Annotated in this window: 33 protein-coding genes, 10 tRNA genes, 1 other RNA gene and 4 pseudogenes; 32 read left to right on the forward strand and 16 right to left on the reverse strand. The window is 23.1% G+C overall.

Annotated features, from left to right (window positions below; all coding sequences use genetic code 4):
• Positions 1 to 41 precede the first annotated feature (41 nt).
• The 6 genes from ABWV63_RS02445 to ABWV63_RS02470 all read left to right on the forward strand — a co-directional run bounded on the left by ABWV63_RS02445 (position 42) and on the right by ABWV63_RS02470 (position 2,776).
• Entirely contained in the window at positions 42 to 212 is a 171-nt protein-coding gene (locus ABWV63_RS02445; protein ID WP_353306674.1) for a transposase, read from the forward strand.
• A 235-nt stretch (positions 213 to 447) separates the two neighbouring features.
• Positions 448 to 888 (forward strand): 50S ribosomal protein L13, encoded by a 441-nt coding sequence (gene rplM / locus ABWV63_RS02450; RefSeq protein ID WP_353306675.1) that lies wholly within the window; start codon positions 448 to 450, stop codon positions 886 to 888.
• 6 nt (positions 889 to 894) lie between these two features.
• Positions 895 to 1,302: a 30S ribosomal protein S9 gene (gene rpsI / locus ABWV63_RS02455; protein ID WP_353306676.1), complete on the forward strand. Its 408-nt coding sequence runs from the start codon at positions 895 to 897 to the stop codon at positions 1,300 to 1,302.
• A gap of 259 nt (positions 1,303 to 1,561) precedes the next feature.
• Complete coding sequence (locus ABWV63_RS02460) at positions 1,562 to 1,771, forward strand: hypothetical protein (protein WP_353306677.1); 210 nt, start codon at positions 1,562 to 1,564, stop codon at positions 1,769 to 1,771.
• A 117-nt stretch (positions 1,772 to 1,888) separates the two neighbouring features.
• Positions 1,889 to 2,101 (forward strand): IS630 transposase-related protein, encoded by a 213-nt coding sequence (locus ABWV63_RS02465; protein WP_353306678.1) that lies wholly within the window; start codon positions 1,889 to 1,891, stop codon positions 2,099 to 2,101.
• 63 nt (positions 2,102 to 2,164) lie between these two features.
• Positions 2,165 to 2,776, forward strand: coding sequence for an IS630 family transposase (locus tag ABWV63_RS02470; protein ID WP_353306679.1), 612 nt, complete (start codon positions 2,165 to 2,167; stop codon positions 2,774 to 2,776).
• 720 nt (positions 2,777 to 3,496) lie between these two features.
• Here ABWV63_RS02470 and ABWV63_RS02475 read toward each other — a convergent pair.
• The 3 genes from ABWV63_RS02475 to ABWV63_RS02485 all read right to left on the reverse strand — a co-directional run bounded on the left by ABWV63_RS02475 (position 3,497) and on the right by ABWV63_RS02485 (position 5,492).
• The gene (locus ABWV63_RS02475; RefSeq protein ID WP_353306680.1) at positions 3,497 to 4,102 is read right to left on the reverse strand and encodes an IS1595 family transposase; all 606 of its coding nucleotides are present in this window, start codon (positions 4,100 to 4,102) and stop codon (positions 3,497 to 3,499) included.
• A gap of 289 nt (positions 4,103 to 4,391) precedes the next feature.
• Positions 4,392 to 4,772, reverse strand: a complete 381-nt coding sequence (locus tag ABWV63_RS02480) for a hypothetical protein (RefSeq protein WP_353306681.1) — start codon at positions 4,770 to 4,772, stop codon at positions 4,392 to 4,394.
• Positions 4,773 to 5,330: 558 nt separating this feature from the next.
• Entirely contained in the window at positions 5,331 to 5,492 is a 162-nt protein-coding gene (locus ABWV63_RS02485; RefSeq protein ID WP_353306682.1) for a hypothetical protein, read from the reverse strand.
• Positions 5,493 to 5,668: 176 nt separating this feature from the next.
• On the opposite strand from ABWV63_RS02485, the gene ABWV63_RS02490 reads away from it, so the two are divergent.
• Positions 5,669 to 5,745 (forward strand) — tRNA-Ile (locus tag ABWV63_RS02490).
• Positions 5,746 to 5,790: 45 nt separating this feature from the next.
• Here the strand turns inward: ABWV63_RS02490 and ABWV63_RS02495 are convergent.
• Positions 5,791 to 6,102: pseudogene (locus ABWV63_RS02495) on the reverse strand (IS3 family transposase); the annotation flags it as partial.
• Positions 6,103 to 6,133: 31 nt separating this feature from the next.
• Positions 6,134 to 6,658 carry an IS630 family transposase gene (locus ABWV63_RS02500; protein WP_353306683.1) on the reverse strand — a complete coding sequence of 175 codons (525 nt, stop codon included), beginning with the start codon at positions 6,656 to 6,658 and terminating at the stop codon, positions 6,134 to 6,136.
• 50 nt (positions 6,659 to 6,708) lie between these two features.
• Between ABWV63_RS02500 and ABWV63_RS02505 the strand changes: the two genes are divergently transcribed.
• Both ABWV63_RS02505 and ABWV63_RS02510 read left to right on the forward strand, forming a co-directional pair.
• Positions 6,709 to 6,894 (forward strand): hypothetical protein, encoded by a 186-nt coding sequence (locus tag ABWV63_RS02505; RefSeq protein ID WP_353306684.1) that lies wholly within the window; start codon positions 6,709 to 6,711, stop codon positions 6,892 to 6,894.
• Positions 6,879 to 7,181 (forward strand): transposase family protein, encoded by a 303-nt coding sequence (locus tag ABWV63_RS02510; RefSeq protein ID WP_353306685.1) that lies wholly within the window; start codon positions 6,879 to 6,881, stop codon positions 7,179 to 7,181. Before ABWV63_RS02505 ends, ABWV63_RS02510 begins: the two co-directional genes overlap by 16 nt.
• 366 nt (positions 7,182 to 7,547) lie before the next feature.
• On the opposite strand, the gene ABWV63_RS02515 is transcribed toward ABWV63_RS02510, so the two are convergent.
• Positions 7,548 to 7,691 (reverse strand): hypothetical protein, encoded by a 144-nt coding sequence (locus ABWV63_RS02515; RefSeq protein WP_353306686.1) that lies wholly within the window; start codon positions 7,689 to 7,691, stop codon positions 7,548 to 7,550.
• Between the two features lie 63 nt (positions 7,692 to 7,754).
• Positions 7,755 to 7,967: an IS630 transposase-related protein gene (locus tag ABWV63_RS02520; RefSeq protein WP_353306687.1), complete on the reverse strand. Its 213-nt coding sequence runs from the start codon at positions 7,965 to 7,967 to the stop codon at positions 7,755 to 7,757.
• Between the two features lie 145 nt (positions 7,968 to 8,112).
• Here ABWV63_RS02520 and ABWV63_RS02525 point away from each other — a divergent pair.
• The 14 genes and pseudogenes from ABWV63_RS02525 to ABWV63_RS02590 form a co-directional block, all read left to right on the forward strand.
• Positions 8,113 to 8,427 (forward strand): annotated as a pseudogene (locus tag ABWV63_RS02525) (IS3 family transposase); the annotation flags it as partial.
• Positions 8,428 to 8,644: 217 nt separating this feature from the next.
• Positions 8,645 to 9,061: a transfer-messenger RNA gene (ssrA, locus tag ABWV63_RS02530) on the forward strand.
• A 196-nt stretch (positions 9,062 to 9,257) separates the two neighbouring features.
• Positions 9,258 to 9,333, forward strand: a tRNA-Cys gene (locus tag ABWV63_RS02535).
• A gap of 107 nt (positions 9,334 to 9,440) precedes the next feature.
• Positions 9,441 to 9,517 (forward strand) — tRNA-Arg (locus ABWV63_RS02540).
• A gap of 1 nt (position 9,518) precedes the next feature.
• Positions 9,519 to 9,595, forward strand: a tRNA-Pro gene (locus ABWV63_RS02545).
• A gap of 12 nt (positions 9,596 to 9,607) precedes the next feature.
• Positions 9,608 to 9,683 (forward strand) — tRNA-Ala (locus ABWV63_RS02550).
• Positions 9,684 to 9,717: 34 nt separating this feature from the next.
• Positions 9,718 to 9,794 (forward strand) — tRNA-Met (locus ABWV63_RS02555).
• Positions 9,795 to 9,801: 7 nt separating this feature from the next.
• Positions 9,802 to 9,878 (forward strand) — tRNA-Ile (locus tag ABWV63_RS02560).
• A gap of 13 nt (positions 9,879 to 9,891) precedes the next feature.
• Positions 9,892 to 9,981 (forward strand) — tRNA-Ser (locus tag ABWV63_RS02565).
• Positions 9,982 to 10,002: 21 nt separating this feature from the next.
• A tRNA-Met gene (locus ABWV63_RS02570) sits at positions 10,003 to 10,077 on the forward strand.
• A 1-nt stretch (position 10,078) separates the two neighbouring features.
• Positions 10,079 to 10,154: transfer RNA gene (locus ABWV63_RS02575), tRNA-Asp, on the forward strand.
• A gap of 634 nt (positions 10,155 to 10,788) precedes the next feature.
• A complete protein-coding gene (locus ABWV63_RS02580; protein ID WP_353306688.1) occupies positions 10,789 to 10,914 on the forward strand; it encodes a transposase in 126 nt (41 codons plus the stop codon).
• A gap of 113 nt (positions 10,915 to 11,027) precedes the next feature.
• The gene (locus ABWV63_RS02585) at positions 11,028 to 11,387 is read left to right on the forward strand and encodes an IS630 transposase-related protein (protein ID WP_353306689.1); all 360 of its coding nucleotides are present in this window, start codon (positions 11,028 to 11,030) and stop codon (positions 11,385 to 11,387) included.
• Between the two features lie 40 nt (positions 11,388 to 11,427).
• A complete protein-coding gene (locus tag ABWV63_RS02590) occupies positions 11,428 to 11,826 on the forward strand; it encodes an IS630 family transposase (RefSeq protein ID WP_353306690.1) in 399 nt (132 codons plus the stop codon).
• A 373-nt stretch (positions 11,827 to 12,199) separates the two neighbouring features.
• On the opposite strand, the pseudogene ABWV63_RS02595 reads toward ABWV63_RS02590, so the two are convergent.
• Positions 12,200 to 13,168, reverse strand: a pseudogene (locus ABWV63_RS02595) (IS256 family transposase).
• Between the two features lie 530 nt (positions 13,169 to 13,698).
• Between ABWV63_RS02595 and ABWV63_RS02600 the strand changes: the two are divergent.
• The 5 genes from ABWV63_RS02600 (at position 13,699) to ABWV63_RS02620 (ending at position 16,218) form a co-directional block, all read left to right on the forward strand.
• Positions 13,699 to 13,812 (forward strand): IS3 family transposase, encoded by a 114-nt coding sequence (locus ABWV63_RS02600; protein ID WP_353307157.1) that lies wholly within the window; start codon positions 13,699 to 13,701, stop codon positions 13,810 to 13,812.
• Positions 13,813 to 14,154: 342 nt separating this feature from the next.
• On the forward strand, positions 14,155 to 14,592 hold the full coding sequence (locus ABWV63_RS02605) for an IS630 transposase-related protein (RefSeq protein ID WP_353306691.1): 438 nt from the start codon (positions 14,155 to 14,157) through the stop codon (positions 14,590 to 14,592).
• Positions 14,593 to 14,674: 82 nt separating this feature from the next.
• Entirely contained in the window at positions 14,675 to 15,097 is a 423-nt protein-coding gene (locus ABWV63_RS02610; RefSeq protein WP_353306692.1) for a transposase family protein, read from the forward strand.
• Positions 15,098 to 15,120: 23 nt separating this feature from the next.
• Positions 15,121 to 15,528 carry a transposase family protein gene (locus ABWV63_RS02615; RefSeq protein ID WP_353306693.1) on the forward strand — a complete coding sequence of 136 codons (408 nt, stop codon included), beginning with the start codon at positions 15,121 to 15,123 and terminating at the stop codon, positions 15,526 to 15,528.
• 195 nt (positions 15,529 to 15,723) lie between these two features.
• The gene (locus ABWV63_RS02620) at positions 15,724 to 16,218 is read left to right on the forward strand and encodes an IS630 family transposase (RefSeq protein WP_353306694.1); all 495 of its coding nucleotides are present in this window, start codon (positions 15,724 to 15,726) and stop codon (positions 16,216 to 16,218) included.
• A gap of 299 nt (positions 16,219 to 16,517) precedes the next feature.
• Here ABWV63_RS02620 and ABWV63_RS02625 read toward each other — a convergent pair.
• From ABWV63_RS02625 to ABWV63_RS02660, 8 genes and pseudogenes are all read right to left on the reverse strand, one after another.
• Positions 16,518 to 16,625 (reverse strand): annotated as a pseudogene (locus ABWV63_RS02625) (YebC/PmpR family DNA-binding transcriptional regulator); the annotation flags it as partial.
• Between the two features lie 12 nt (positions 16,626 to 16,637).
• Positions 16,638 to 17,390, reverse strand: coding sequence for an NAD(+) synthase (nadE, locus tag ABWV63_RS02630; RefSeq protein ID WP_353307158.1), 753 nt, complete (start codon positions 17,388 to 17,390; stop codon positions 16,638 to 16,640).
• Positions 17,387 to 18,409, reverse strand: a complete 1,023-nt coding sequence (locus ABWV63_RS02635; RefSeq protein WP_353306695.1) for a DNA recombination protein RmuC — start codon at positions 18,407 to 18,409, stop codon at positions 17,387 to 17,389. Before ABWV63_RS02635 ends, nadE begins: the two co-directional genes overlap by 4 nt.
• Positions 18,410 to 18,504: 95 nt before the next feature.
• Complete coding sequence (obgE, locus tag ABWV63_RS02640) at positions 18,505 to 19,788, reverse strand: GTPase ObgE (protein WP_353306696.1); 1,284 nt, start codon at positions 19,786 to 19,788, stop codon at positions 18,505 to 18,507.
• A gap of 427 nt (positions 19,789 to 20,215) precedes the next feature.
• Complete coding sequence (locus tag ABWV63_RS02645) at positions 20,216 to 20,527, reverse strand: transposase family protein (protein WP_353307159.1); 312 nt, start codon at positions 20,525 to 20,527, stop codon at positions 20,216 to 20,218.
• 3 nt (positions 20,528 to 20,530) lie between these two features.
• On the reverse strand, positions 20,531 to 20,794 hold the full coding sequence (locus ABWV63_RS02650; protein ID WP_353306697.1) for a transposase family protein: 264 nt from the start codon (positions 20,792 to 20,794) through the stop codon (positions 20,531 to 20,533).
• On the reverse strand, positions 20,779 to 20,952 hold the full coding sequence (locus ABWV63_RS02655) for a hypothetical protein (RefSeq protein WP_353306698.1): 174 nt from the start codon (positions 20,950 to 20,952) through the stop codon (positions 20,779 to 20,781). Before ABWV63_RS02655 ends, ABWV63_RS02650 begins: the two co-directional genes overlap by 16 nt.
• Positions 20,953 to 21,170: 218 nt before the next feature.
• Entirely contained in the window at positions 21,171 to 21,635 is a 465-nt protein-coding gene (locus ABWV63_RS02660) for an IS630 family transposase (RefSeq protein WP_353306699.1), read from the reverse strand.
• Between the two features lie 91 nt (positions 21,636 to 21,726).
• On the opposite strand from ABWV63_RS02660, the gene ABWV63_RS02665 reads away from it, so the two are divergent.
• The 4 genes from ABWV63_RS02665 to ABWV63_RS02680 all read left to right on the forward strand — a co-directional run bounded on the left by ABWV63_RS02665 (position 21,727) and on the right by ABWV63_RS02680 (position 23,056).
• Positions 21,727 to 21,990: a hypothetical protein gene (locus tag ABWV63_RS02665; protein ID WP_353305542.1), complete on the forward strand. Its 264-nt coding sequence runs from the start codon at positions 21,727 to 21,729 to the stop codon at positions 21,988 to 21,990.
• The gene (locus ABWV63_RS02670; protein ID WP_353306700.1) at positions 21,933 to 22,148 is read left to right on the forward strand and encodes a hypothetical protein; all 216 of its coding nucleotides are present in this window, start codon (positions 21,933 to 21,935) and stop codon (positions 22,146 to 22,148) included. The genes ABWV63_RS02665 and ABWV63_RS02670 overlap by 58 nt, the downstream gene beginning before the upstream one ends.
• A gap of 23 nt (positions 22,149 to 22,171) precedes the next feature.
• Positions 22,172 to 22,393 carry a hypothetical protein gene (locus ABWV63_RS02675; RefSeq protein ID WP_353306701.1) on the forward strand — a complete coding sequence of 74 codons (222 nt, stop codon included), beginning with the start codon at positions 22,172 to 22,174 and terminating at the stop codon, positions 22,391 to 22,393.
• A gap of 357 nt (positions 22,394 to 22,750) precedes the next feature.
• Positions 22,751 to 23,056, forward strand: a complete 306-nt coding sequence (locus tag ABWV63_RS02680; RefSeq protein WP_353306702.1) for a transposase family protein — start codon at positions 22,751 to 22,753, stop codon at positions 23,054 to 23,056.
• Positions 23,057 to 23,549: the final 493 nt, after the last annotated feature.

Below are 23,549 nucleotides of genomic sequence, written 5' to 3' on the forward strand. Positions count from 1 at the left end.
TCTATCATAAACATGAAATCGTAAATCATGAAGTTGGATATGTGTCATCAACAGGTGTAAACACAAACCAGATTGAATCTGCATGAAAACACATCCGAAGAACTTTCCGAACACACATAAAAGTTTCAAAACACAATATTCATTTATATGCAAAAGAAGCTACATATAAATTCAATAAGATACCTAGTTTTGAAACTATAATTTTGTGTTAATTTAGATACATGTGGGGATAATTTCCTAGATAGTCTTTTATCTCCGTTTATGTGATAAAATTTAAAAATAGTACATAAAGGGATAAAAGCCTATTTTATTTTGTAATCTATAATTTTGTGTAAAAATAATTATTAAATCTTTGATAATACTTGTTTTTTTAAATAACTTTCTATATAATTATTAATGCTTTAAGCAATGTAGTCCCGGTAAAAATTACACTGTAAGGAGAAAAAAATGCGTCAAACAACAATGAATTTCAGTAACATTGAAAAAAAATGATATGTTATTGATGCCAGTGGTTTAATTTTAGGACGTCTTGCAACTAAAGTTGCAATGATATTGCGTGGTAAAAATAAACCTTCATTTACACCACATTTAGATTGTGGAGATTATATCATCATTATTAATGCAAACAAAATTAAATTAACAGGTAATAAATTACAAGATAAGAAGTACTATAACCATTCACAATATCCTGGTGGATTACGTGTACGTAATGCACAAAGTATGATTGCTAAAGATGCTTCTGAATTAGTAGAAATAGCGATTAAGGGTATGCTACCAAATACTACCTTAGGTCGTAAGCAATTTACACATCTTCATGTTTATAACCATGATCAACATCAACATCAAGCCCAAAACCCTGAAGTTTTAATATTAGACCAAGAGGAGTAAACTTTTATGACAAAATCTAATAAACCCGTAACTTATTCAAGTTCAGGCGGACGTAAAACGTCAACTGCCCGTGTTCATTTAAAAAATACTGGTCAATCAAAAATATTAATTAATGGTTTTGAGCCTTTAAAATATTTAGAACAAGAAATCTTAGTTCAAGATATGTTATTGCCTTTAAAAGTAACTAATACGTTAGAAAACTTTGATATTAATATCAAAGTTGAAGGTGGCGGAAGAACCGGTCAAGCTGGTGCAGCACGTTTAGCTTTATCTAATGTTTTAGTTAAGGTGTCAGAAGATTATCGAACATTATTAAGACAATTTGGATTATTAACTCGTGATGCACGTAAAAAAGAACGTAAAAAATATGGTTTAAAAGCAGCCAGAAAAGCACCACAATTTTCAAAACGTTAATATAATAAAAAAAGAGTATCAGACTCTTTTTTTATTATATTTATAGTATTACTAGAATTTTATATATTATTTTTGCTTATAATTTATTTCTTTATTTAAATAACTTTCTTTTTTTAATTTGTATTTCTTTAGATCAATTGGAGGTGTTTTTATTATAAACACTATATATGTTTAAAATAAGAATATCAATAATTTGTTTTAAGCATAATGTAAAATTAATTTACAAAAATTTAATAAAATTAAGGAGAGATTTTAATTTATGCCAAAAGAAATTAGAAGAAAAAGAAAAGTTATTGTAGGAATGGTTGGTGAGACAGTTTTGTCTGATGGATTAATCGGGGACATTAGAGCAATTTCTGAAATATTAGTTCAAAATGAGGGGGTATATCAAGAAAAATTAAATATTTTTAATTGACCTGAATCTTATGGTGTAATATCAACTTTATTAAATATAAAAAATTATTTATAACTAACTAAAGTAATGTTTACTTATAAAAAATGTAAAATAATAATATGTAATTTAAACAGTTTTTGAATTTAAAAGTACAATTCAGCAATATTTAAAATAGATTAGGAAGATTAAATTATGCCAAAACCATACAGTGAAGACTTACGAATAAAAGTAATAGAAGCCTATGAAAGTAAAAACATGAAAATTAAAGAAATTTGTAAAGTGTTCAATATTACTAGAAAGACTTTATTCTTATGAAGAAAAAGAAAAAAAGAAACTGGGCATATAAAACCAATTTTGAATTATCAAAAAGGACATAGCCACAAAATAAAGGATTTAGATGAATAAAAAAATTATTTAGCGTAAAATAAAGATGTTACAGTTCAAAAAGTAATTGAAAAATTTGGTGATATGACTAAAGAAACAGTTTATAACTATTTCAAAAAACTAAATTATACATATAAAAAAACTTTTCTATATGAACAAAGAGATAAAAATAAACAAGAATATTTTTTAAAAGAAATAGCTAAAATAATGAATGAAGATTTAGTATTATATATTGATGAATCTGGAATTGATGATAATGAATTTTATAAATATGGTTGATCTGAAAAAGGTAAAAGATTATTTGATAATAAACCCACATATAAAATAAAAAGAATGAGTATAATTGGTTCACTAAATAAAGGTAAATTAAAAGCCCTATGAGCATTTGAAGGACATTGCAACAGTAAAATTTTTGAATCATATGTAAAAAATATACTAATTCCAGTATTAAAGCGTGGACAAATTATAGTTTTAGATAATGCAACGTTTCATAAATCTAAATTAACACAACAATTAATTGAAAATGCTGGATGCAAACTATTATTTCTTTCACCATATTCTCCTAATTTAAATCCAATTGAACATTTTTGATTTGCTATAAAACATAATATAAGAAAAATATTACCAAATTATTGACCAAATATTAAAAAAGCTATTGATTTTTTTCAAGATATGAGTAAACATTACTTTAGTTAGTTGCATACTGGAAATTTATTAATATTTAAACCTAATGTAATATTAGAATTGTTAAAAAAATGAAATCAAAATAATGGTGAAGTTTGGAGTTTAATAGTTTTTGGTAATAATTTATATATTGGAAGTAGAAATCAACTATATGAAAGTAGACTATTTAAACTTTCTCTTAAAGGAGAAAAAATAACAGAAACTATTGGTTGAAAAAATAATAAAAATTATGGTTAGATTTGAAGTTTAGCTGTTGTTAATAATGATTTATATGTCGGAAGTAGAGTTCAAGTTATTGATAATAAATTTTTTAAAGGTGGATTATATAATTCATCTGATGGTGGTATTACTTTTATTGAAGTATTTGGTTGAAATAAAGATTATGGTGTTTTAGTGAGTTTATTACCTGTAGATAATAATTTATATATTGGAAGCAAAAATTATAATGATAAAACTAATCAAAATTATCAAGGGAAGTTATTTTTTAAAATAATAAAATAAAATTGGTTTTTATCCCTTTATGTACTATTTTTAAATTTTATCACATAAATGGAAATAAAAGCCTATCTAGGAAATTATCCCCACATGTATCTAAATCAAACACAAAATTATAGTTTCAAAACTAGGTATCTTATTGAATTTATATGCAGCTTCTTTTGCATATAAATGAATATTGTGTTTTGAAACTTTTATGTGTGTTCGGAAAGTTCGTCGGATGTGTTTTCATGCAGATTAAATCTGGTTTGTTTTTACACCTGTTGATGACACATATCCAACTTCATGATTTACGATTTCATGTTTGTGATAGAAGTTTTTGAAACTTCCATATCCCTTCCAAGAATCCGTAAATAGACAACACCCAGTAGAAATGTGTTTCAATGCAAATCATAAAAGGTTTTTCTCATCTGCTTTTTTCAATACTTTCACAATTAGTTTGTTGCTGGTTTTCTCATAAAATCCAACAATCAAGGTTTTATTCAACAAGGATCTTCCTTGTTGAATAAAACCTACATGTGAAAGATACATTTCATCCATCTGTGCTGTGCCATCATCAATGAACCCTGCATCTTGATTTCAAATTCTAGTTCTGATTTCATGACCTATTCTTCAAGTTGTTTTATATGTCACACCCAATTCCCTTGCAACATCTGTTGATGGTATACCATGCTTTGTGTTTATTCATCTAAAGATGAGATAAAACCAAGATGTTAAAGATGTTTGTGACTTGTGAAAAATGGTGTCATGAAGAAAACTAAATGTTTGATGACATTTCAAACATCTTATTCTTCTCAAATCAGAAACATTCAAACTAGAAGAAGCACACCTGATACATTTCATTACTTTCAACTTCGCTATATATTTCAAACAATCGTTTTCATTTTAAAATATGCTATTGAATTAATTTCAATTCATTTTTTCCTCCACACTAGTACATGTGGGGATAATTTCAATAAAATTATTAAAAAAATAAAAAACATTATAATAAAAATATTCTAATGTTTATAGAATATTTAGTTAAAACAAACCTTAGCGAAATTAAGTTTCATTTTTAAAATATTAATAATATAAAGTATATTAATAAAAATTAATGAACATAGTAATTATTAATTATTTCACAATTTTCGATTTAATCTCAAAAATTATTATTTTTTTCTCTTATTTTAAAAACAAAAATAATTACTATGAATAGAAATACTGTATATAGTAAGATCGGAGTGATAATTATACAAAAAATAACTCCAATTTGTAATTGAATTCAAGGATAGTAATTATCAGGAAAATGACTTAAATTACAGAAAGAACTTGCTGAAGTGCTAATAGTATAACTTAAACCAAAATGTTTTAACATTGTATATCCATCTTTAAAATTTGAATGGCATTGTTCATTATTATTGAATTTAAAATAAAAGTTACTAAATCAAATTAAGTATAGACCAGTAATTATAATTAAAACTGTGATTGCAAATAATATTATATTTGTTATTTGAAATATTTTAACTTTTTTCATTTTGATACCTCTTTAAATATAAAAAAACATTTTTATTATATAAAAATAATAAGTTAAAAACTATATTATTTTATGTAAAAATGATAACAAATTTATTTTGTTTTTACAATTATTGATTGTATAAGCAAAGTTTTAATTAATTATATAAATGAATAATATTAAGAAAATATTCAAATATTTTCTTAATATTATTTTGATTTATTAATTTGATTCAATATTCTACTTGCATCTAAATTAAATGGTATTACAATAATTTCATAGTGAATAATTTCGCGATTAGGGTATCCAAATTTTGTTACTATTTCTTTAAAAATTAGATGAAATAGTGTTGCTAATTCTAATGTTTAAAATGCTTTATATTTTATGTCATCACTTTGATTTGTTTTATATTTTAATAAATAAATTTCTTTGATTTTTATTTTCATTTCATTTTTATTGTCATTCATTTTTTTACCTCTCAAACTTATATAATTTAACAAGTAAATTATATCATTTTACTTAATTCATATTTAGTATTTTTTATTAAAAAATTTTAATAAATATACAATAAAAATATTATTATGAAAAATTAGGTGATTTTGCAATAATATCATCATTAATTTTCTCTATATTCTCATTCTCATTTATATCTTTTATATCATAATCATTTAGTGTTGCTTCTTTTCCTAAATTTTGATTTCATTTTTCAATTTTTAAGATATGTATTTTAATCTTTGTCATTCTCAATCCCCTCTTAATAAAAAACCTTGTATGAATAAATTATACAAAAAATTTTTTTTACTTTTAAAAATATAAATTTTTATTATAAGAATATTAAATAAAAATTAAATAAAATATTGTTATTATATATTGCAATCGCGCTTGAACAAATATATAATATCTCTGTTGCTCTTTTTGGGACTATAGCTCAGCTGGTTAGAGCGCACGCTTGATAAGCGTGAGGTCGATGGTTCAATTCCATTTAGTCCCACCATTATATGTCAAATTATGAAATAAACAGTTGGAATGGCAACCTTTTTTAGGAATGTTTTTTGGTAGACATTTGTGCTTGGTATTTTATGGGGGTTAAGTAGTTTAGAGTGCTGTGGATTCTTATGTTGTTGTATCAATTGATATAATCAAATAATTCTAATTTTAATTGGATTAATGATGTAAAATTTTTATCATTAATAAACTCTGTTTTGAAAGTTTTGAAAGTCGCTTCAGCAACAGCGTTATCATAAGGACAACCTTTTTTGCTTAAAGAGCAGGTAATATTGAAGGCTAATAAAAGTTTATCAATAGTTTTATTATTAAATTCATTACCGCGATCGCTATTAAATATTTGAATATCTTTTAAACAACGATTTGAGCACATATAGCTAACTAAAGTGATGTTTACTCATATCTTGAAAAACAAAATCAATCTCTTTTTTAATATTTGGTCAATAATTTGGTAATATTTTTCTTATATTATGTTTTATAGCAAATCAAAAATGTTCAATTGGATTTAAATTAGGAAAATATGGTGGAAGAAATAATAGTTTGCATCCAGCATTTTCAATTAATTGTTGTGTTAATTTAGATTTATGAAACGTTGCATTATCTAAAACTATAATTCGTCCATGCTTTAATACTGGAATTAGTATATTTTTTACATATGATTCAAAAATTTTACTGTTGCAATGTCCTTCAAATGCTCATAGGGATTTTAATTTACCTTTATTTAGTGAACCAATTATACTCATTATTTTTATTTTATATGCGGATTTATTATCAAATAATCTTTTACCTTTTTCAGATCAACCATATTTATAAAATTCATTATCATCAATTCCAGATTCATCAATATATACTAAATCTTCATTCTTTAGACATATTCCGTAAATAAATTTTTTAAAAGTCAATTAATAATTTAAAATTTATTTTATAATTTCTTTATTAATAAATTAATAAGGTGTTCATAAAAATTAATTTTGAAAATTTAAAAAAATTAAAAAATGAACAATTTTATAGATATTTTGGTATAAAACGTTTTCATTTTGATGAAATTTTAACAAAATTAATTGAAATAGAAAATTTAAAAAAACTAAAGGTAGAAAATATAAACTTTCAGTTGAAGAAAGATTGATGATGAATTTAGTATACTGAAAAGAATATTATACTTTTTTCCAAATGAGTATTAAATATAAAATGAGTGCATCAAGTTGTTTTCGAAATATTACTTGAGTAGAAAATAAACTTAGTGATGACAAAGATTATCAGTTTTTAAAAACAAAATATAAATCAAAAATTGAGAAAAAACAAGAAGATTTAAATGAATTTCAATTTTATTTAATTGATTCAACTGAAATCGAAATTGAAAGACCAACTAAAAAAAACTACAGTTATAATATTTTTCTGGTAAAATTTGAATGTTTTGAAAATTAACTAAACAATAAAAAATATACAATAAAATTATTTCAAAAATTAGAATTAAAGTTGAACATGTTTTTGCTTGATTAAAAAGATTCAAAATTTTAATAAATAAATGTAGAAAAAGTATATTCAGACTTATGTAATTAAGATTTAACTTACTTTGTGAAATTTTTAATAAAAAAAACCATTAAAATAAAAAAATATTTTTAATATTTTTTTAAAAATTTAAATTTTTATCAAGTTAATATAAAAATAATATTAACAATTTTTTTGTTTGAAATATAAATTTATTTTTAAAGTATTTTTTTAAAAATATTAACTTCTATAATTATTAACACTAAAAAATTTATAAATATTATTATTGACAATTGATTAAATTTATTTACGGAATATGTCTATTATTTTAGCTATTTCTTTTAAAAAATCTTCTTGTTTATTTTTATCTCTTTGTTCATATAAAAAAGTTTTTTTATATGAATAATTTAGTTTTTTGAAATAGTTATAAACTGTTTCTTTAGTCATATCACCAAATTTTTCAATTACTTTTTGAACTGTAACATCTTTATTTTACGCTAAATAATTTTTTTATTCATCTAAATCCTTTATTTTGTGGCTATGTCCTTTTTGATAATTCAAAATTGGTTTTATATGCCCAGTTTCTTTTTTTATTTTTCTTCATAAGAATAAAGTCTTTCTAGTAATATTGAACACTTTACAAATTTCTTTAATTTTCATGTTTTTACTTTCATAGGCTTCTATTACTTTTCTTCGCAAGTATTCACTGTATGGTTTTGGCATAATTTAATCTTCCTAATCTATTTTAAATATTGCTGAATTGTACTTTTAAATTCAAAAACTGTTTAAATTACATATTATTATTTTACATTATTTATGAGTAAACATTACTTTAGTTAGCTATATGTGCTCAAATCGTTGTTTAAAAAATATTCAAATATTTCATATCGATCGCGGTAATGAATTTAATAATAAAACTATTGATAAACTTTTATTAGCCTTCAATATTACCCGCTCTTTAAGCAAAAAAGGTTGTCCTTATGATAACGCTGTTGCTGAAGCAACTTTCAAAACTTTCAAAACAGAATTTATTAATGATAAAAATTTTACATCATTAATCCAATTAAAATTATAATTATTTGATTATATCAATTGATACAACAACATAAGAATCCACAGCACTCTAAACTACTTAACCCCCATAAAACACCAAGCACAAATGTCTACCAAAAAACATTCCTAAAAAAGGTTGCCATCCCAAAATTGCCAAATTTTAATTTTTAGATTTTATAATTTATGATGAAAATTTGAAAGATTATGGAGACTTTCCTAAAAACTGTGTTTTTTAAATAAATTTTAGTTGTAAAATCACTAAGTTACACAGATTACTAAACATTACCGAATTATTTTTAAGAAAACCAAAAATTGCTTTATATTAGAAAGTAATGTATAATATTAACGGGGATGTTCTGGTTTCGACAAGAGTGAACAACTAATTGTGGCAGTGGTTTGGTAGACCATAATACTACGAGGTTTCATAACCGGAAAACAAACTAAAACCGTAGTACCTAACTGATTCACAACAAAGTTAAACAACTTTGGATTTGGTTTAGGAAATCAAGCACTTTTACCTGCTTAATTACTTAAGAAGTAAATACTACCGTTGCTAATAGCAAGTTTATCAATATTAGTAACGTATCATAAGGATAAACTAGAAAAAATGATGTTAATAAATTTTTTTGAATTTCCATTAACTAGCTATTCATAATTTCGTATAATTTATTATTAAATAGTGATTTTTCTAAATTATACTAAACTGTAGATACAGTTAGTCAGTTAACTTTTGGACGCGGGTTCGATCCCCGCCATCTCCACCATAAATTAAATGCACAAGTGTGCTTTTTTTATTATTTAATTTAATAATTAATTATAAATAACTTTATAAGATTTTAATTAGTGAAATAAATAATAAAAAAATATTTAAATATTTTATTAATAATATTGTAAAACAAGTTGCAAATAGTAACTAGTCTTGGTAATATTGAAAAGTCTTTAAATTTTTTAATTATATTTGGAGCCGTGGCCAAGTGGTTTAAGGCATAAGTCTGCAAAACTTTGATCGTCGGTTCGAATCCGATCGGCTCCTCCAAAATATTAATAATATTTGCAAATATACTTGTAAATATTACTTTTAATAAGTTATAATTGATTAGGTTTAATTATTTAATGAGTTACTATAAATTTTAGTAATTAAATGCGCCTGTAGATCAATTGGATAGATCGTTTGACTACGGATCAAAAGGTTGTGGGTTCAAGTCCTGCCAGGCGCACCATCGGGATGTGGCTCAGCTTGGTAGAGCGCTCGGTTTGGGACCGAGAGGTCGCAGGTTCGAATCCTGTCTTCCCGACCATTATTAAAAAAAGGGCCCTTAGCTCATTTGGTAGAGTGCCTGCCTTGCACGCAGGAGGTGGTCGGTTCGATCCCGATAGGGTCCACCATTTATATATCAGTTTAAACATTTAAACTAAAACTGGCGAGGTAGCTCAGTTGATTAGAGCGTTCGGTTCATACCCGAGAGGCCATGGGTTTGAGTCCCATCCCCGCTACCATAGTCTAGGACCCTTAGCTTAGTTGGTTAAAGCTCCCGGCTCATAACCGGGCGAGCATTGGTTCGAATCCGATAGGGTCCACCATAGTTAAATACTCGGAGGCTTACCCAAGTCCGGTTGAAGGGAACAGTCTTGAAAACTGTCAGTGCGAAAGTGCTCGAGGGTTCGAATCCCTCAGCCTCCTCCATTATTATTAAATTTTATACATCGCGGAGTGGGGAAGTGGTATCCCGTCGGGCTCATAATCCGAAGATCATTGGTTCAAATCCAGTCTCCGCAACCACGGTCTTGTGGTAAAGTGGTTAATACGCCTCCCTGTCACGGAGGAGATCGCGGGTTCGATCCCCGTCAAGACCGCCAAAATAAAACATAATTAGTATTAATTTAGAGAGTAAGTAAAAAGTCTTACTCTTTTTTTATTGTTGTAATTAATAATTATTTTATTCATTATGGAAGAAAGTTTTTGATTGATTAAGTAAATTAAAAATATTAAAATACACGTATAATTTAAATAATAAATATAATTTTATTTAAAGTTAACTATTACTTTATAATAGTTTTTAATTTTTAAAAAGGAGCAAAAATACGCCAAACAATTTATTAAACTTTAATAACTCATCTTCAAGTATCATAAGTAGCAATAATGTTGAGACATTGATACCAGTGAATAATGCATTAACATTAGAAAATGGTATCAATGAACCAATTTTAAAAAATATATTATCATTAAATTTTTTATATAATATTGAAATGAGTTCTAAAGAACAACTTCAGTCACTTATGAAAGTAAAAAAAAATAAAAACATATGGAAATTATCCCCACATGTACTAGTGTGGAGGAAAAAATGAATTGAAATGAATTCAATAGCATATTTCAAAATGAAAACGATTGTTTGAAATATATAGCGAAGTTGAAAGTGGATGGGTTACACTTTATTGGACACTAATTACGTAGACAAGTGAACAAATTAGTTAAAAGAAAGGAATTATAATTATGGCCAATATTAACTCATATTCAGATGAATTTAAAAAACAAATAGTAGCTTTATATCAAAGTGGTAAGTCAGTGTCTTGTCTTGCTAAAGAGTGCAATGTTACAAGAGCAGCTACTTATAGCTAACTAAAGTAATGTTTAATCATAAATAATGTAAAATAATAATATGTAATTTAAACAGTTTTTGAATTTAAAAGTACAATTCAGCAATATTTAAAATAGATTAGGAAGATTAAATTATGCCAAAACCATACAGTGAAGACTTACGAAGAAAAGTAATAGAAGCCTATGAAAGTAAAAACATGAAAATTAAAGAAATTTGTAAAGTGTTCAATATTACTAGAAAGACTTTATTCTTATTAAGAAAAAGAAAAAAAGAAACTGGGCATATAAAACCAATTTTGAATTATCAAAAAGGACATAGCCACAAAATAAAGGATTTAGATGAATTAAAAAATTATTTAGCGCAAAATAAAGATGTTACAGTCCAAAAAGTGATTGAAAAATTTGGTGATATGACTAAAGAAACAGTTTATAACTATTTCAAAAAACTAAATTATACATATAAAAAAAACTTTTCTATATGAACAAAGAGATAAAAACAAACAAGAAGATTTTTTAAAAGAAATAGCTAAAATAATGAATGAAGATTTAGTATATATTGATGAATCTGGAATTGATGATAATGAATTTTATAAATATGGTTGATCTGAAAAAGGTAAAAGATTATTTGATAATAAACCCGCATATAAAATAAAAAGAATGAGTATAATTGGTTCACTAAATAAAGGTAAATTAAAAGCTCTATGAGCATTTGAAGGACATTGCAACAGTAAAATTTTTGAATCATATGTAAAAAATATACTAATTCCAGTATTAAAGCATGGACAAATTATAGTTTTAGATAATGCAACGTTTCATAAATCTAAATTAACACAACAATTAATTGAAAATGCTGGATGCAAACTATTATTTCTTCCACCATATTCTCCTAATTTAAATCAAATTGAACATTTTTGATTTGCTATAAAACATTAGACATATTCCGTAAATAAATTTAATCAATTGTCAATAATAATATTTATAAATTTTTTAGTGTTAATAATTATAGAAGTTAATATTTTTAAAAAAATACTTTAAAAATAAATTTATATTTCAAACACAAAAATTGTTAATATTATTTTTATATTAACTTGATAAAAATTTAAATTTTTAAAAAAATATTAAAAATATTTTTTTATTTTAATGGTTTTGTTTTATTAAAAATTTCACAAAGTAAGTTAAATCTTAAGTACATAAGTCTAAATATACTTTTTCTACATTTATTTATTAAAATTTTGAATATTTTTAATCAAGCAAAAACATGTTCAACTTTAATTCTAATTTTTGAAATAATTTTATTGTAGTTTTTTTATTGTTTAGTTAATTTTTTATTTTTAGTTTTTTTAATTGGTAATATAGTATTTTTATAAATATTTTGTATTCCTTGATATCCCAAATCACCAATAATTATTGTTTTTTCTGAAAATTCAAGATTTGAATTTTTTAATATTTGAAAATAATGTACTTTTCCATTTTGATGAACTATGCATAATTGATGTTCGGTTTTAGAATAAACTAATTGTATTGCTTCTGACATTCCTGTTAAATTGTCACTACAAGCAATAAGAATATCATTTAAGACTCGATTTTTCATTTCTGTGAAATTAGATAATCAAAACTTAGAACCTTCATTTCCACTAATTCATAAACCTAAAATATCTTTTTTACCTTCTAAATCAACTCCTAGTGCTATATAAACTGATTTGTTAATAATGCGTTTATCTTGTCGTACTTTAACTACTATACAATCAAAATAAACAATCGGATAAACAATTTCTAATGGCCGATTTTGTTATGCTTTAACATCATCAATAACATCATCAGTAATTTGACCAATAACACTTTCACTAATATCAGTACCATGATATAACTATTGTAACTGCATTCTAATATCTGATAAAGTCATGCCTTTGGCATATAATGAAAGAACTTGTTGATCAAAACCATCAAATCTTCTTTGTCTTTTTGCAACTATTACTGGTCCAAAATTACTATTACGATCTCGTGGTACATTAATCTCAATTTTACCTTGTTGAGTTATTAATTTTTTTGAACTTATACCATTACGAGCATTATCGCTATTATTATGTTGATTTTTTTCATATCCTAAATAATTTTGCATTTCAAAATTCAACATTTTTTCAACTAATCTTTTTGTTAATTCTTTATATAAACCTCCCTCTTTAAAAACTGTTGTTAAATCTTCAGTATTTTTTAATAATAAATCTACTGCTTTTGATATTGGATCATTATTATTAATATTTTGTTTTTTAGACATACGTAACTCACTCTTTCTAGTTATTTAATTTTATTTACTAGAATTAATTAAACCTAGTTATTTTTGTAAGTTACACAGATTACTAAAAATTACTAAATTATCATAATAAAGTCAATGATAGTCAAATTACTAATCTTGTTAATAGAGACTTTAATAATAGGCTTAAAAATGAAGTTATTGTTAGTGATTTAACTTATGTTCAAGTTAATGGTAAATGAAACTATATTTGCTTATTAATCCACCTGTACAATCGCGAAATTATTGGACATAGTTTAGTTACTAAAAAAGATGCATCATTAGTATATCAAGCATTTATGTGCTCAAATCGTTGTTTAAAAAATATTCAAATATTTCATAGCGATCGCGGTAATTAATTTAATAATAAAACTATTGATAAACTTTTATTAGCCTTCAATATTACCCGCTCTTTAAGCAAAAAAGGTTGTCATTATTATAACGCCGTTGCTGAAGCAACTTTCAAAACAGAATTTATTAATGATAAAAATTTTACATCATTAACCCAATTAAAATTAGAATTATTTGATTATATCAATTGATACAACAACATAAGAATCCACAGCACTCTAAACTACTTAATCCCCATAAAACACCAAGCACAAATGTCTACCAAAAAACAGTCCTAAAAAGGGTTGCCATTCCACTATATAATTTATTGCCAAATCATTATCGTTATATGGATTATTTATTTTAAAACTTTTCATGCCTTGTTCTCATGTAATGTTATATTTAAAACATTCTTGATTTTTATCATTTTTAAAAATATAATAACCATTATATTGTTCATAAAATTCACAAGATATTAATTCATTTTCATTTCTAGTAATATTTGGAATATTTTTAATATATAGCTAACTAAAGTAATGTTTACTCATAAATAATGTAAAATAATAATATGTAATTTAAACAGTTTTTGAATTTAAAAGTACAATTCAGCAATATTTAAAATAGATTAGGAAGATTAAATTATGCCAAAACCATACAGTGAAGACTTACGAAGAAAAGTAATAGAAGCCTATGAAAGTAAAAACATGAAAATTAAAGAAATTTGTAAAGTGTTCAATATTACTAGAAAGACTTTATTCTTATGAAGAAAAAGAAAAAAAGAAACTGGGCATATAAAACCAATTTTTAATTATCAAAAAGGACATAGCCACAAAATAAAGGATTTAGATGAATTAAAAAATTATTTAGTGCAAAATAAAGATGTTACAGTTCAAAAAGTAATTGAAAAATTTGGTGATATGACTAAAGATACAGTTTATAACTATTTCAAAAAACTAAATTATACATATAAAAAAACTTTTTTATATGAACAAAGAGATAAAAATAAACAAGAAGATTTTTTAAAAGAAATAGCTAAAATAATGAACGAAGATTTAGTATATATTAGACATATTCCGTAAATAAATTTTTTAAAAGTCAATTAATAATTTAAAATTTATTTTATAATTTCTTTATTAATAAATTAATAAGGTGTTGATAAAAATGAATTTTGAAAATTTAAAAAAATTAAAAAATGAACAATTTTATAGATATTTTGGTATAAAACGTTTTCATTTTGATGAAATGTTAACAAAATTAATTGAAATAGAAAATTTAAAAAAAAGTAAAGGTAGAAAATATAAACTTTCAGTTGAAGAAAGATTGATGATGACTTTAGTATACTGAAAAGAATATTATACTTTTTTCCAAATGAGTATTAAATATAAAATGAGTGCATCAAGTTGTTTTCGAAATATTACTTGAGTAGAAAATAAACTTAGTGATGACAAAGATTATCAGTTTTTAAAAACAAAATGAAAATCAAAAATTGATAAAAAACAAGAAGATTTAAATGAATTTCAATTTTATTTAATTGATTCAACTGAAATTGAAATTGAAAGACCAACTAAAAAAAACTACAGTTAGAATATTTTTCTGGTAAAAGTTGAATGTTTTCTATAAAATTTAAAATTATATATGACTTTTTTAATAAAAAAATTGTTGATATTTTTGCTGATAATGGAAAAGTACATGATTTTCAAATATTAAAAAATTCAAATCTTGAATTTTCAGAAAAAACAATAATTATTGGTGATTTGGGATATCAAGGAATACAAAATATTTATAAAAATACTATATTACCAATTAAAAAAACTAAAAATAAAAAATTAACTAAACAAGAAAAAATCTACAATAAAATTATTTCAAAAATTAGAATTAAAGTTGAACATGTTTTTGCTTGATTAAAAAGATTCAAAATTTTAATAAATAAATGTAGAAAAAGTATATTTAGACTTATGTACTTAAGATTTAACTTACTTTGTGAAATTTTTAATAAAACAAAACCATTAAAATAAAAAAATATTTTTAATATTTTTTTAAAAATTTAAATTTTTATTAAGTTAATATAAAAATAATATTAATAATTTTTGTGTTTGAAATATAAATTTATTTTTAAAGTATTTTTTTAAAAATATTAACTTCTATAATTATTAACACTAAAAAATTTATAAATATTATTATTGACAATTGATTAAATTTATTTACGGAATATGTCTAATGAAGATTTAGTATTATATATTGATGAATCTGCAATTGCTGATAATGAATTTTATAAATATGGTTGATCTGAAAAAGGTAAAAGATTATTTGATAATAAACCCGCATATAAAATAAAAAGAATGAGTATAATTGGTTCACTGAATAAAGGTAAATTAAAAGCCATATGAGCATTTGAAGGACATTGCAACAGTAAAATTTTTGAATCATATGTAAAAAATATACTAATTCCAGTATTAAAGCGTGGACAAATTATAGTTTTAGATAATGCAACGTTTCATAAATCTAAATTAACACAACAATTAATTGAAAATGCTGGATGAAAACTATTATTTCTTCCACCATATTCTCCTAATTTAAATCCAATTGAACATTTTTGATTTGCTATAAAACATAATATAAGAAAAATATTACCAAATTATTGACCAAATATTAAAAAAGCGATTGATTTTGTTTTTCAATATATGAGTAAACATTACTTTAGTTAGCTATATCTACTATACGCAAGGCTTATGCTACTTACAGTAGCATAAGCCTTGGAGAGTAGGTGTTCTAGGGGAAGGGGACCAAAATTTTTGAAATTTTCAAAGAGCAACACAAAAATTACTATTGGAATATTCCAGCACAATAGCCTAAATATTTTTTTATTTAGTTATGTAATAATTAATTACTTTAATAAAGTACTTGTTTAACAATTATAATTAATTATAATTGTTAAACAAGTAAAAATGAGAGTGTTATCTCTCATTTAAGTTCTTATTAAATCTAACCATTAACTTGATACGCCCACAGCAAAATAAATTTCTCTTGAAAATTTTTGAAAAATTTTACCACGTTTGTTATCTTGGGCATCTTTACGATTTTTAATATTTGCATATTGTGAATGTCCATCCATATTCTCATTCCTTTATTTTTTTCTTGTTCATTTTGGAGCTTGCGGTACAGGTATTCTTTTGTGTGCACTATTCTTATGCATAAATTCAATTTTATTAATTACTGATGATGGTATTAATGATTTATTTCCTAGTAAATATTGATCTAATTGTTCATAATTAAATTGCATTTCCGTTTCATCGGTTTGTCCATCTCACAAACCAGCAGTTGGCTTACGAATAATGATCTCTTCATTAACTTTTAATATCTTTGCTGCAGCAAAAACATCTTTTTTTAACAAATGAATAATTGGTAATAAATCAACACCACCATCACCATATTTAGTAAAATAACCAATGTGTCATTCGTCGCTATTATCTGTTCCTACAACTAAATAATTATGATTTTGTGCATATGCATAAAGAGTATTCGTTCTTAATCTAGCTTTTAAATTTCCTAAAATTAATTTTGATTTTTCTATATTAATTTCAGTTTCTAATGTTTTTTTAAAACTTAAAAAAACATTATTTAAATTAACTACTTTGGCATTTAATTTATGAATATTAACTAAATTATTTGCATATTCTAAATCAATATCTGGCGAAAAACAAGGCATAATTAATGATAAATGATCATTAGGAAAAGCTTTTTTAATCAATAACGCTACTACTGCTGAGTCAACACCACCACTTAAACCAACAATTAAACCTTTGGCATTCGCTTTTTTTACTTCACTTTGTAAAAATTTAATAATTTCATCTAAATATTGTTCTAAATTCATAATTATTCACTCTCTTTTATTTCTTCAGACATTTCAAAAATATTGTTATAATGTCCAGCAATTTTATTATGGGTTTTATCTAAAGTTTCAATGGCTTTATTAGTTGTATCAAAACCAGACTTAACTTTTTCTCATCTATCAACCCAACGATCAAAATCATCTTTGAATAAACGTAATTTTTTTGCCATTTTTTCTAAATTTTTATTGAAATCAATGTCTTTACGATTTTTATCAACTGTAAATAAAACAGCAGATAAAGTAGTAGGAGAGGTAATTCAAACACGTTTCTTAAAAGCATATTCAATAATATCATCAGCAAATTGTGCGTAAATAAAAGCAAATATTTCTTCAGAAGGAATAAACATTACTGCGCTAGAAATCTTATTTTTAATATTAATATATTTTCCAACTTCATCAATTCGTTTACGAATATCATTACGAAAATCTTTTAAATAATTTTCTTTAACTTTAATATCTTCACTTACTAAATACCTTTGATAGTTATCAATTGAAAACTTTGAATCAATAGCAATTCCTTCTTTTTCAGAATCTGTTTTTACATAGGCATCAACAACTTTGCCATCAATTGTTTTATATTGTCGTTCTCATAATTTTTGATTTGAACCCAACATATTAGTCAAAATTTTTTCTAAAACAAATTCACCAACATTACCACGTTTTTTAGTATTAATAAAAACTTCTTGTAAACTTTGAATATTATCATTAATTTTTCCTAAAACAGTTGATGATTCTTGTAACTTTGCTAAATCTTTAATAACATCTACTACTTGTCTTTGAATGACATCAGCATTGCGTTTATAATCATCTTCTTTTTTATCTAAATTTTTTTGAAAATTATCAATATTGCTCATTAAATTAATTAATTTTTCGGTTTTATCACGATCTGAACCATTTCATGATATTTTAAAATCATTTAATTGTTCTTTTAAAGTTTCTACTTGCATTTTTAAAAAGTCTTGTGCGATTGGGTCGCTAGTAACATTCTGACTTTTTTTAATTTGCATATAAATTATTAAGCTACCAATACTACTAATAATTAAAATAACTACCAATAAACTAATTACTATTTTCATTTCCTATTTCCCTTTGCCCTTTTTTATTATTCTTCTCAAATCATATCATAATTAAAAATCTTAACATGATCACCTTTTTTTATTCCTTGCTTTCTTAATTCATCATAAATTCCTAAATCTTGTAATTTAATTTTAAATAATAAAATATTATGATAATTATTTAAAGGATTTTTTTGATATATTAATTCAACGGTTTTACCAGAAATAGTTCATTGATTACTTGCAATTTTAGTAATAAAAACTTGTGGAACTTCTTCTTTATTAATATATTCATAAAGAATATGTTCTTCATTATTTGCATCATTATTAACTTGATGCAGTTGTTCTTTTTCAACATCTTTAGCAATATCTTTAATTAATATATCCAAACTAATATGTTTCATAGCAGAAATTGCAATTATTGGTAATTTAATTTGTTCTTTTAATTTCTCTAAATTAGTTTCTGCATCTGGTAAATCAATTTTATTTGCAACAATTAAATGCGGTTTTTTTGTCAAATCTTTATTATAACTTTCTAATTCACTCATAATTAATTGATAATTTAAAAAATGATCTTGAGTCTTATCACTAATATCAATCATATGTACTAAAACTTGACAACGTTCAATATGACGCAAAAATTGTAAACCTAGTCCTTTTCCTAAACTAGCTCCCGCTATTAATCCAGGCAAATCCGCCATAACAAAATTATTATTTTTATCAACTTTAACAACACCTAAATGCGGATTAAGAGTAGCAAAAGGATAATCAGCAACTGTTGGAGTTGAAGCAGAAATAGCTCCTAATAATGTTGATTTACCAGCGTTAGGCAACCCAACTAATCCGGCATTAGCCAATAATTTCAACTCACAAATTATTTCAAAATGTTGTCCAGGCATTCCTTTTTCACATATTTTAGGTACTCGATTTATTGCCGAAGCAAAACGAGCATTTCCTAGTCCACCAAGACCACCGACAGCAATTATTATTTCTTGTTTATCTTTAATAATATCACCAAGAATATTTTGAGTTTTGTTATCTCTAATAATAGTACCCAACGGAACTTTTACATAAGTATTGGTTCCTTTACGTCCATGCATATTTTTGGGTGCGCCATTTTTACCGTCTTCAGCAGTTATTTCTTTATTTTTACATAAGTCTAATAGAGTATTCATACCCGAATCGCCAATAAAGATAATATTACCGCCTCTTCCTCCATCTCCACCAGATGGACCGCCTTTGGCTACGTAAAGTTCACGACGAAAAGCAACAACACCATCACCACCTTTGCCAGCAGTAACTTTTAATTTTGTTACATCTATAAAACGCATTTCTTACTCCTTTTTTATATTAATAAAAACTCTTATTATATAGTGTTAACATTTTTGTGTAAAATACTATTTTATTTTTCATATAATTTTAGTATACAGATATTATTGTTAAAAAAATAATAATTTACTATATCTAGTTAATATTTTTTGTAAACCATTTTTGCTTTATGAAAATTAAAAAAATGTTTTTTTAATGTTAAATATCATTTAAGTTATTTTCATATATAGACATATTCCGTAAATAAATTTAATCAATGGTCAATAATAATATTTATAAATTTTTTAGTGTTAATAATTATAGAAGTTAATATTTTTAAAAAAATACTTTAAAAATAAATTTATATTTCAAACACAAAAATTGTTAATATTATTTTTATATTAACTTAATAAAAATTTAAATTTTTAAAAAAATATTTTTAATGTTTTTTTATTTTAATGGTTTTGTTTTATTAAAAATTTCACAAAGTAAGTTAAATCTTAAGTACATAAGTCTAAATATACTTTTTCTACATTTATTTATTAAAATTTTTAATCTTTTTAATCAAGCAAAAACATGTTCAACTTTAATTCTAATTTTTGAAATAATTTTATTGTAGATTTTTTCTTGTTTAGTTAATTTTTTATTTTTAGTTTTTTTAATTGGTAATATAGTATTTTTATAAATATTTTGTATTCCTTGATATCCCGAATCACCAATAATTATTGTTTTTTCTGAAAATTCAACTTTTACCAGAAAAATATTCTAACTGTAGTTTTTTTTAGTTGGTCTTTCAATTTCAATTTCAGTTGAATCAATTAAATAAAATTGAAATTCATTTAAATCTTCTTGTTTTTTCTCAATTTTTGATTTATATTTTGTTTTTAAAAACTGATAATCTTTGTCATCACTAAGTTTATTTTCTACTCAAGTAATATTTCGAAAACAACTTGATGCACTCATTTTATATTTAATACTCATTTGGAAAAAAGTATAATATTCTTTTCAGTATACTAAAGTCATCATCAACCTTTCTTCAACTGAAAGTTTATATTTTCTACCTTTAGTTTTTTTAAATTTTCTATTTCAATTAATTTTGTTAACATTTCATCAAAATGAAAACGTTTTATACCAAAATATCTATAAAATTGTTCATTTTTTAATTTTTTTAAATTTTCAAAATTCATTTTTATCAACACCTTATTAATTTATCAATAAAGAAATTATAAAATAAATTTTAAATTATTAATTGACTTTTAAAAAATTTATTTACGGAATATGTCTTATGAAAAATTATATATTAAAATAAAACTTATAGGTGTTTTTATTAATTTGCTTAAAATCAAATAAATAGTTTTTTTATTTAGTTTTATCTTTGAAAAAATATATTGTATATCTAACTAAATTAATGTTTACTCATATCTTGAAAAACAAAATCAATCGCTTTTTTAATATTTGGTCAATAATTTGGTAATATTTTTCTTATATTATGTTTTATAGCAAATCAAAAATGTTCAATTGGATTTAAATTAGGAGAATATGGTGGAAGAAATAATAGTTTGCATCCAGCATTTTCAATTAATTGTTGTGTTAATTTAGATTTATGAAACGTTGGATTATCTAAAACTATAATTTGTCCACGCTTTAATACTGGAATTAGTATATTTTTTACATATGATTCAAAAATTTTACTGTTGCAATGTCCTTCAAATGCTCATAGAGCTTTTAATTTACCTTTATTTAGTGAACCAATTATACTCATTCTTTTTATTTTATATGCGGGTTTATTATCAAATAATCTTTTACCTTTTTCAGATCAACCATATTTATAAAATTCATTATCATCAATTCCAGATTCATCAATAGACATATTCCGTAAATAAATTTTTTAAAAGTCAATTAATAATTTAAAATTTATTTTATAATTTCTTTATTAATAAATTAATAAGGTGTTGATAAAAATGAATTTTGAAAATTTAAAAAAATTAAAAAATGAACAATTTTATAGATATTTTGGTATAAAACGTTTTCATTTTGATGAAATGTTAACAAAATTAATTGAAATAGAAAATTTAAAAAAAACTAAAGGTAGAAAATATAAACTTTCAGTTGAAGAAAGATTGATGATGACTTTAGTATACTGAAAAGAATATTATACTTTTTCCAAATGAGTATTAAATATAAAATGAGTGCATCAAGTTGTTTTCGAAATATTACTTGAGTAGAAAATAAACTTAGTGATGACAAAGATTATCAGTTTTTAAAAACAAAATATAAATCAAAAATTGATAAAAAACAAGAATATTTAAATGAATTTCAATTTTATTTAATTGATTCAACTGAAATTGAAATTGAAAGACCAACTAAAAAAAACTACAGTTAGAATATTTTTCTGGTAAAAGTTGAATGTTTTCTATAAAATTTCAAATTATATATGACTTTTTTAATAAAAAAATTGTTGATATTTTTGCTGATAATGGAAAAGTACATGATTTTCAAATATTAAAAAATTCAAATCTTGAATTTTCAGAAAAAACAATAATTATTGGTGATTTGGGATATCAAGTAATACAAAATATTTATAAAAATACTATATTACCAATTAAAAAACTAAAAATAAAAAATTAACTAAACAAGAAAAAATCTACAATAAAATTATTTCAAAAATTAGAATTAAAGTTGAACATGTTTTTGCTTGATTAAAAAGATTCAAAATTTTAATAAATAAATGTAGAAAAAGTATATTTAGACTTATGTACTTAAGATTTAACTTACTTTGTGAAATTTTTAATAAAACAAAACCATTAAAATAAAAAAATATTAAAAATATTTTTTTAAAAATTTAAATTTTTATCAAGTTAATATAAAAATAATATTAACAATTTTTGTGTTTGAAATATAAATTTATTTTTAAAGTATTTTTTTAAAAATATTAACTTCTATAATTATTAACACTAAAAAATTTATAAATATTATTATTGACAATTGATTAAATTTATTTACGGAATATGTCTAATAATTATTGGTGATTTGGGATATCAAGGAATACAAAATATTTATAAAAATACTATATTACCAATTAAAAAAACTAAAAATAAAAAATTAACTAAACAAGAAAAAATCTACAATAAAATTATTTCAAAAATTAGAATTAAAGTTGAACATGTTTTTGCTTGATTAAAAAGATTCAAAATTTTAATAAATAAATGTAGAAAAAGTATATTTAGACTTATGTATTTAAGATTTAACTTACTTTGTGAAATTTTTAATAAAACAAAACCATTAAAATAAAAAAATATTTTTAATATTTTTTTAAAAATTTAAATTTTTATCAAGTTAATATAAAAATAATATTAACAATTTTTGTGTTTGAAATATAAATTTATTTTTAAAGTATTTTTTTAAAAATATTAACTTCTATAATTATTAACACTAAAAAATTTATAAATATTATTATTGACAATTGATTAAATTTATTTACGGAATATGTCTATTAAAGATAAAAACTATTAAATTAAACCAGCAATTGCTTTCACATTAGGTGGATCAATTGGTCTTATTTGTGCTTACTTAAGTGTATTCTTATTATTACAAAATGGTCTTGGCTTAAATAAAGAACAATTTATTAATATCCTACTATGATTAATTATCGTAATAATTTGATATACATCTTCTTCACTAATAATTACATCAGTAAAAAATTTACGTAATTATAAAAAACAAAAATCACATCAGAAATTAATTATTGACTCTTAAACATAATAAAAGGTTGTTAATTAACAAC

The organism is Spiroplasma ixodetis (genome assembly GCF_040369795.1).
Taxonomy (GTDB): domain Bacteria; phylum Bacillota_I; class Bacilli_A; order Mycoplasmatales; family VBWQ01; genus Spiroplasma_E; species Spiroplasma_E ixodetis_B.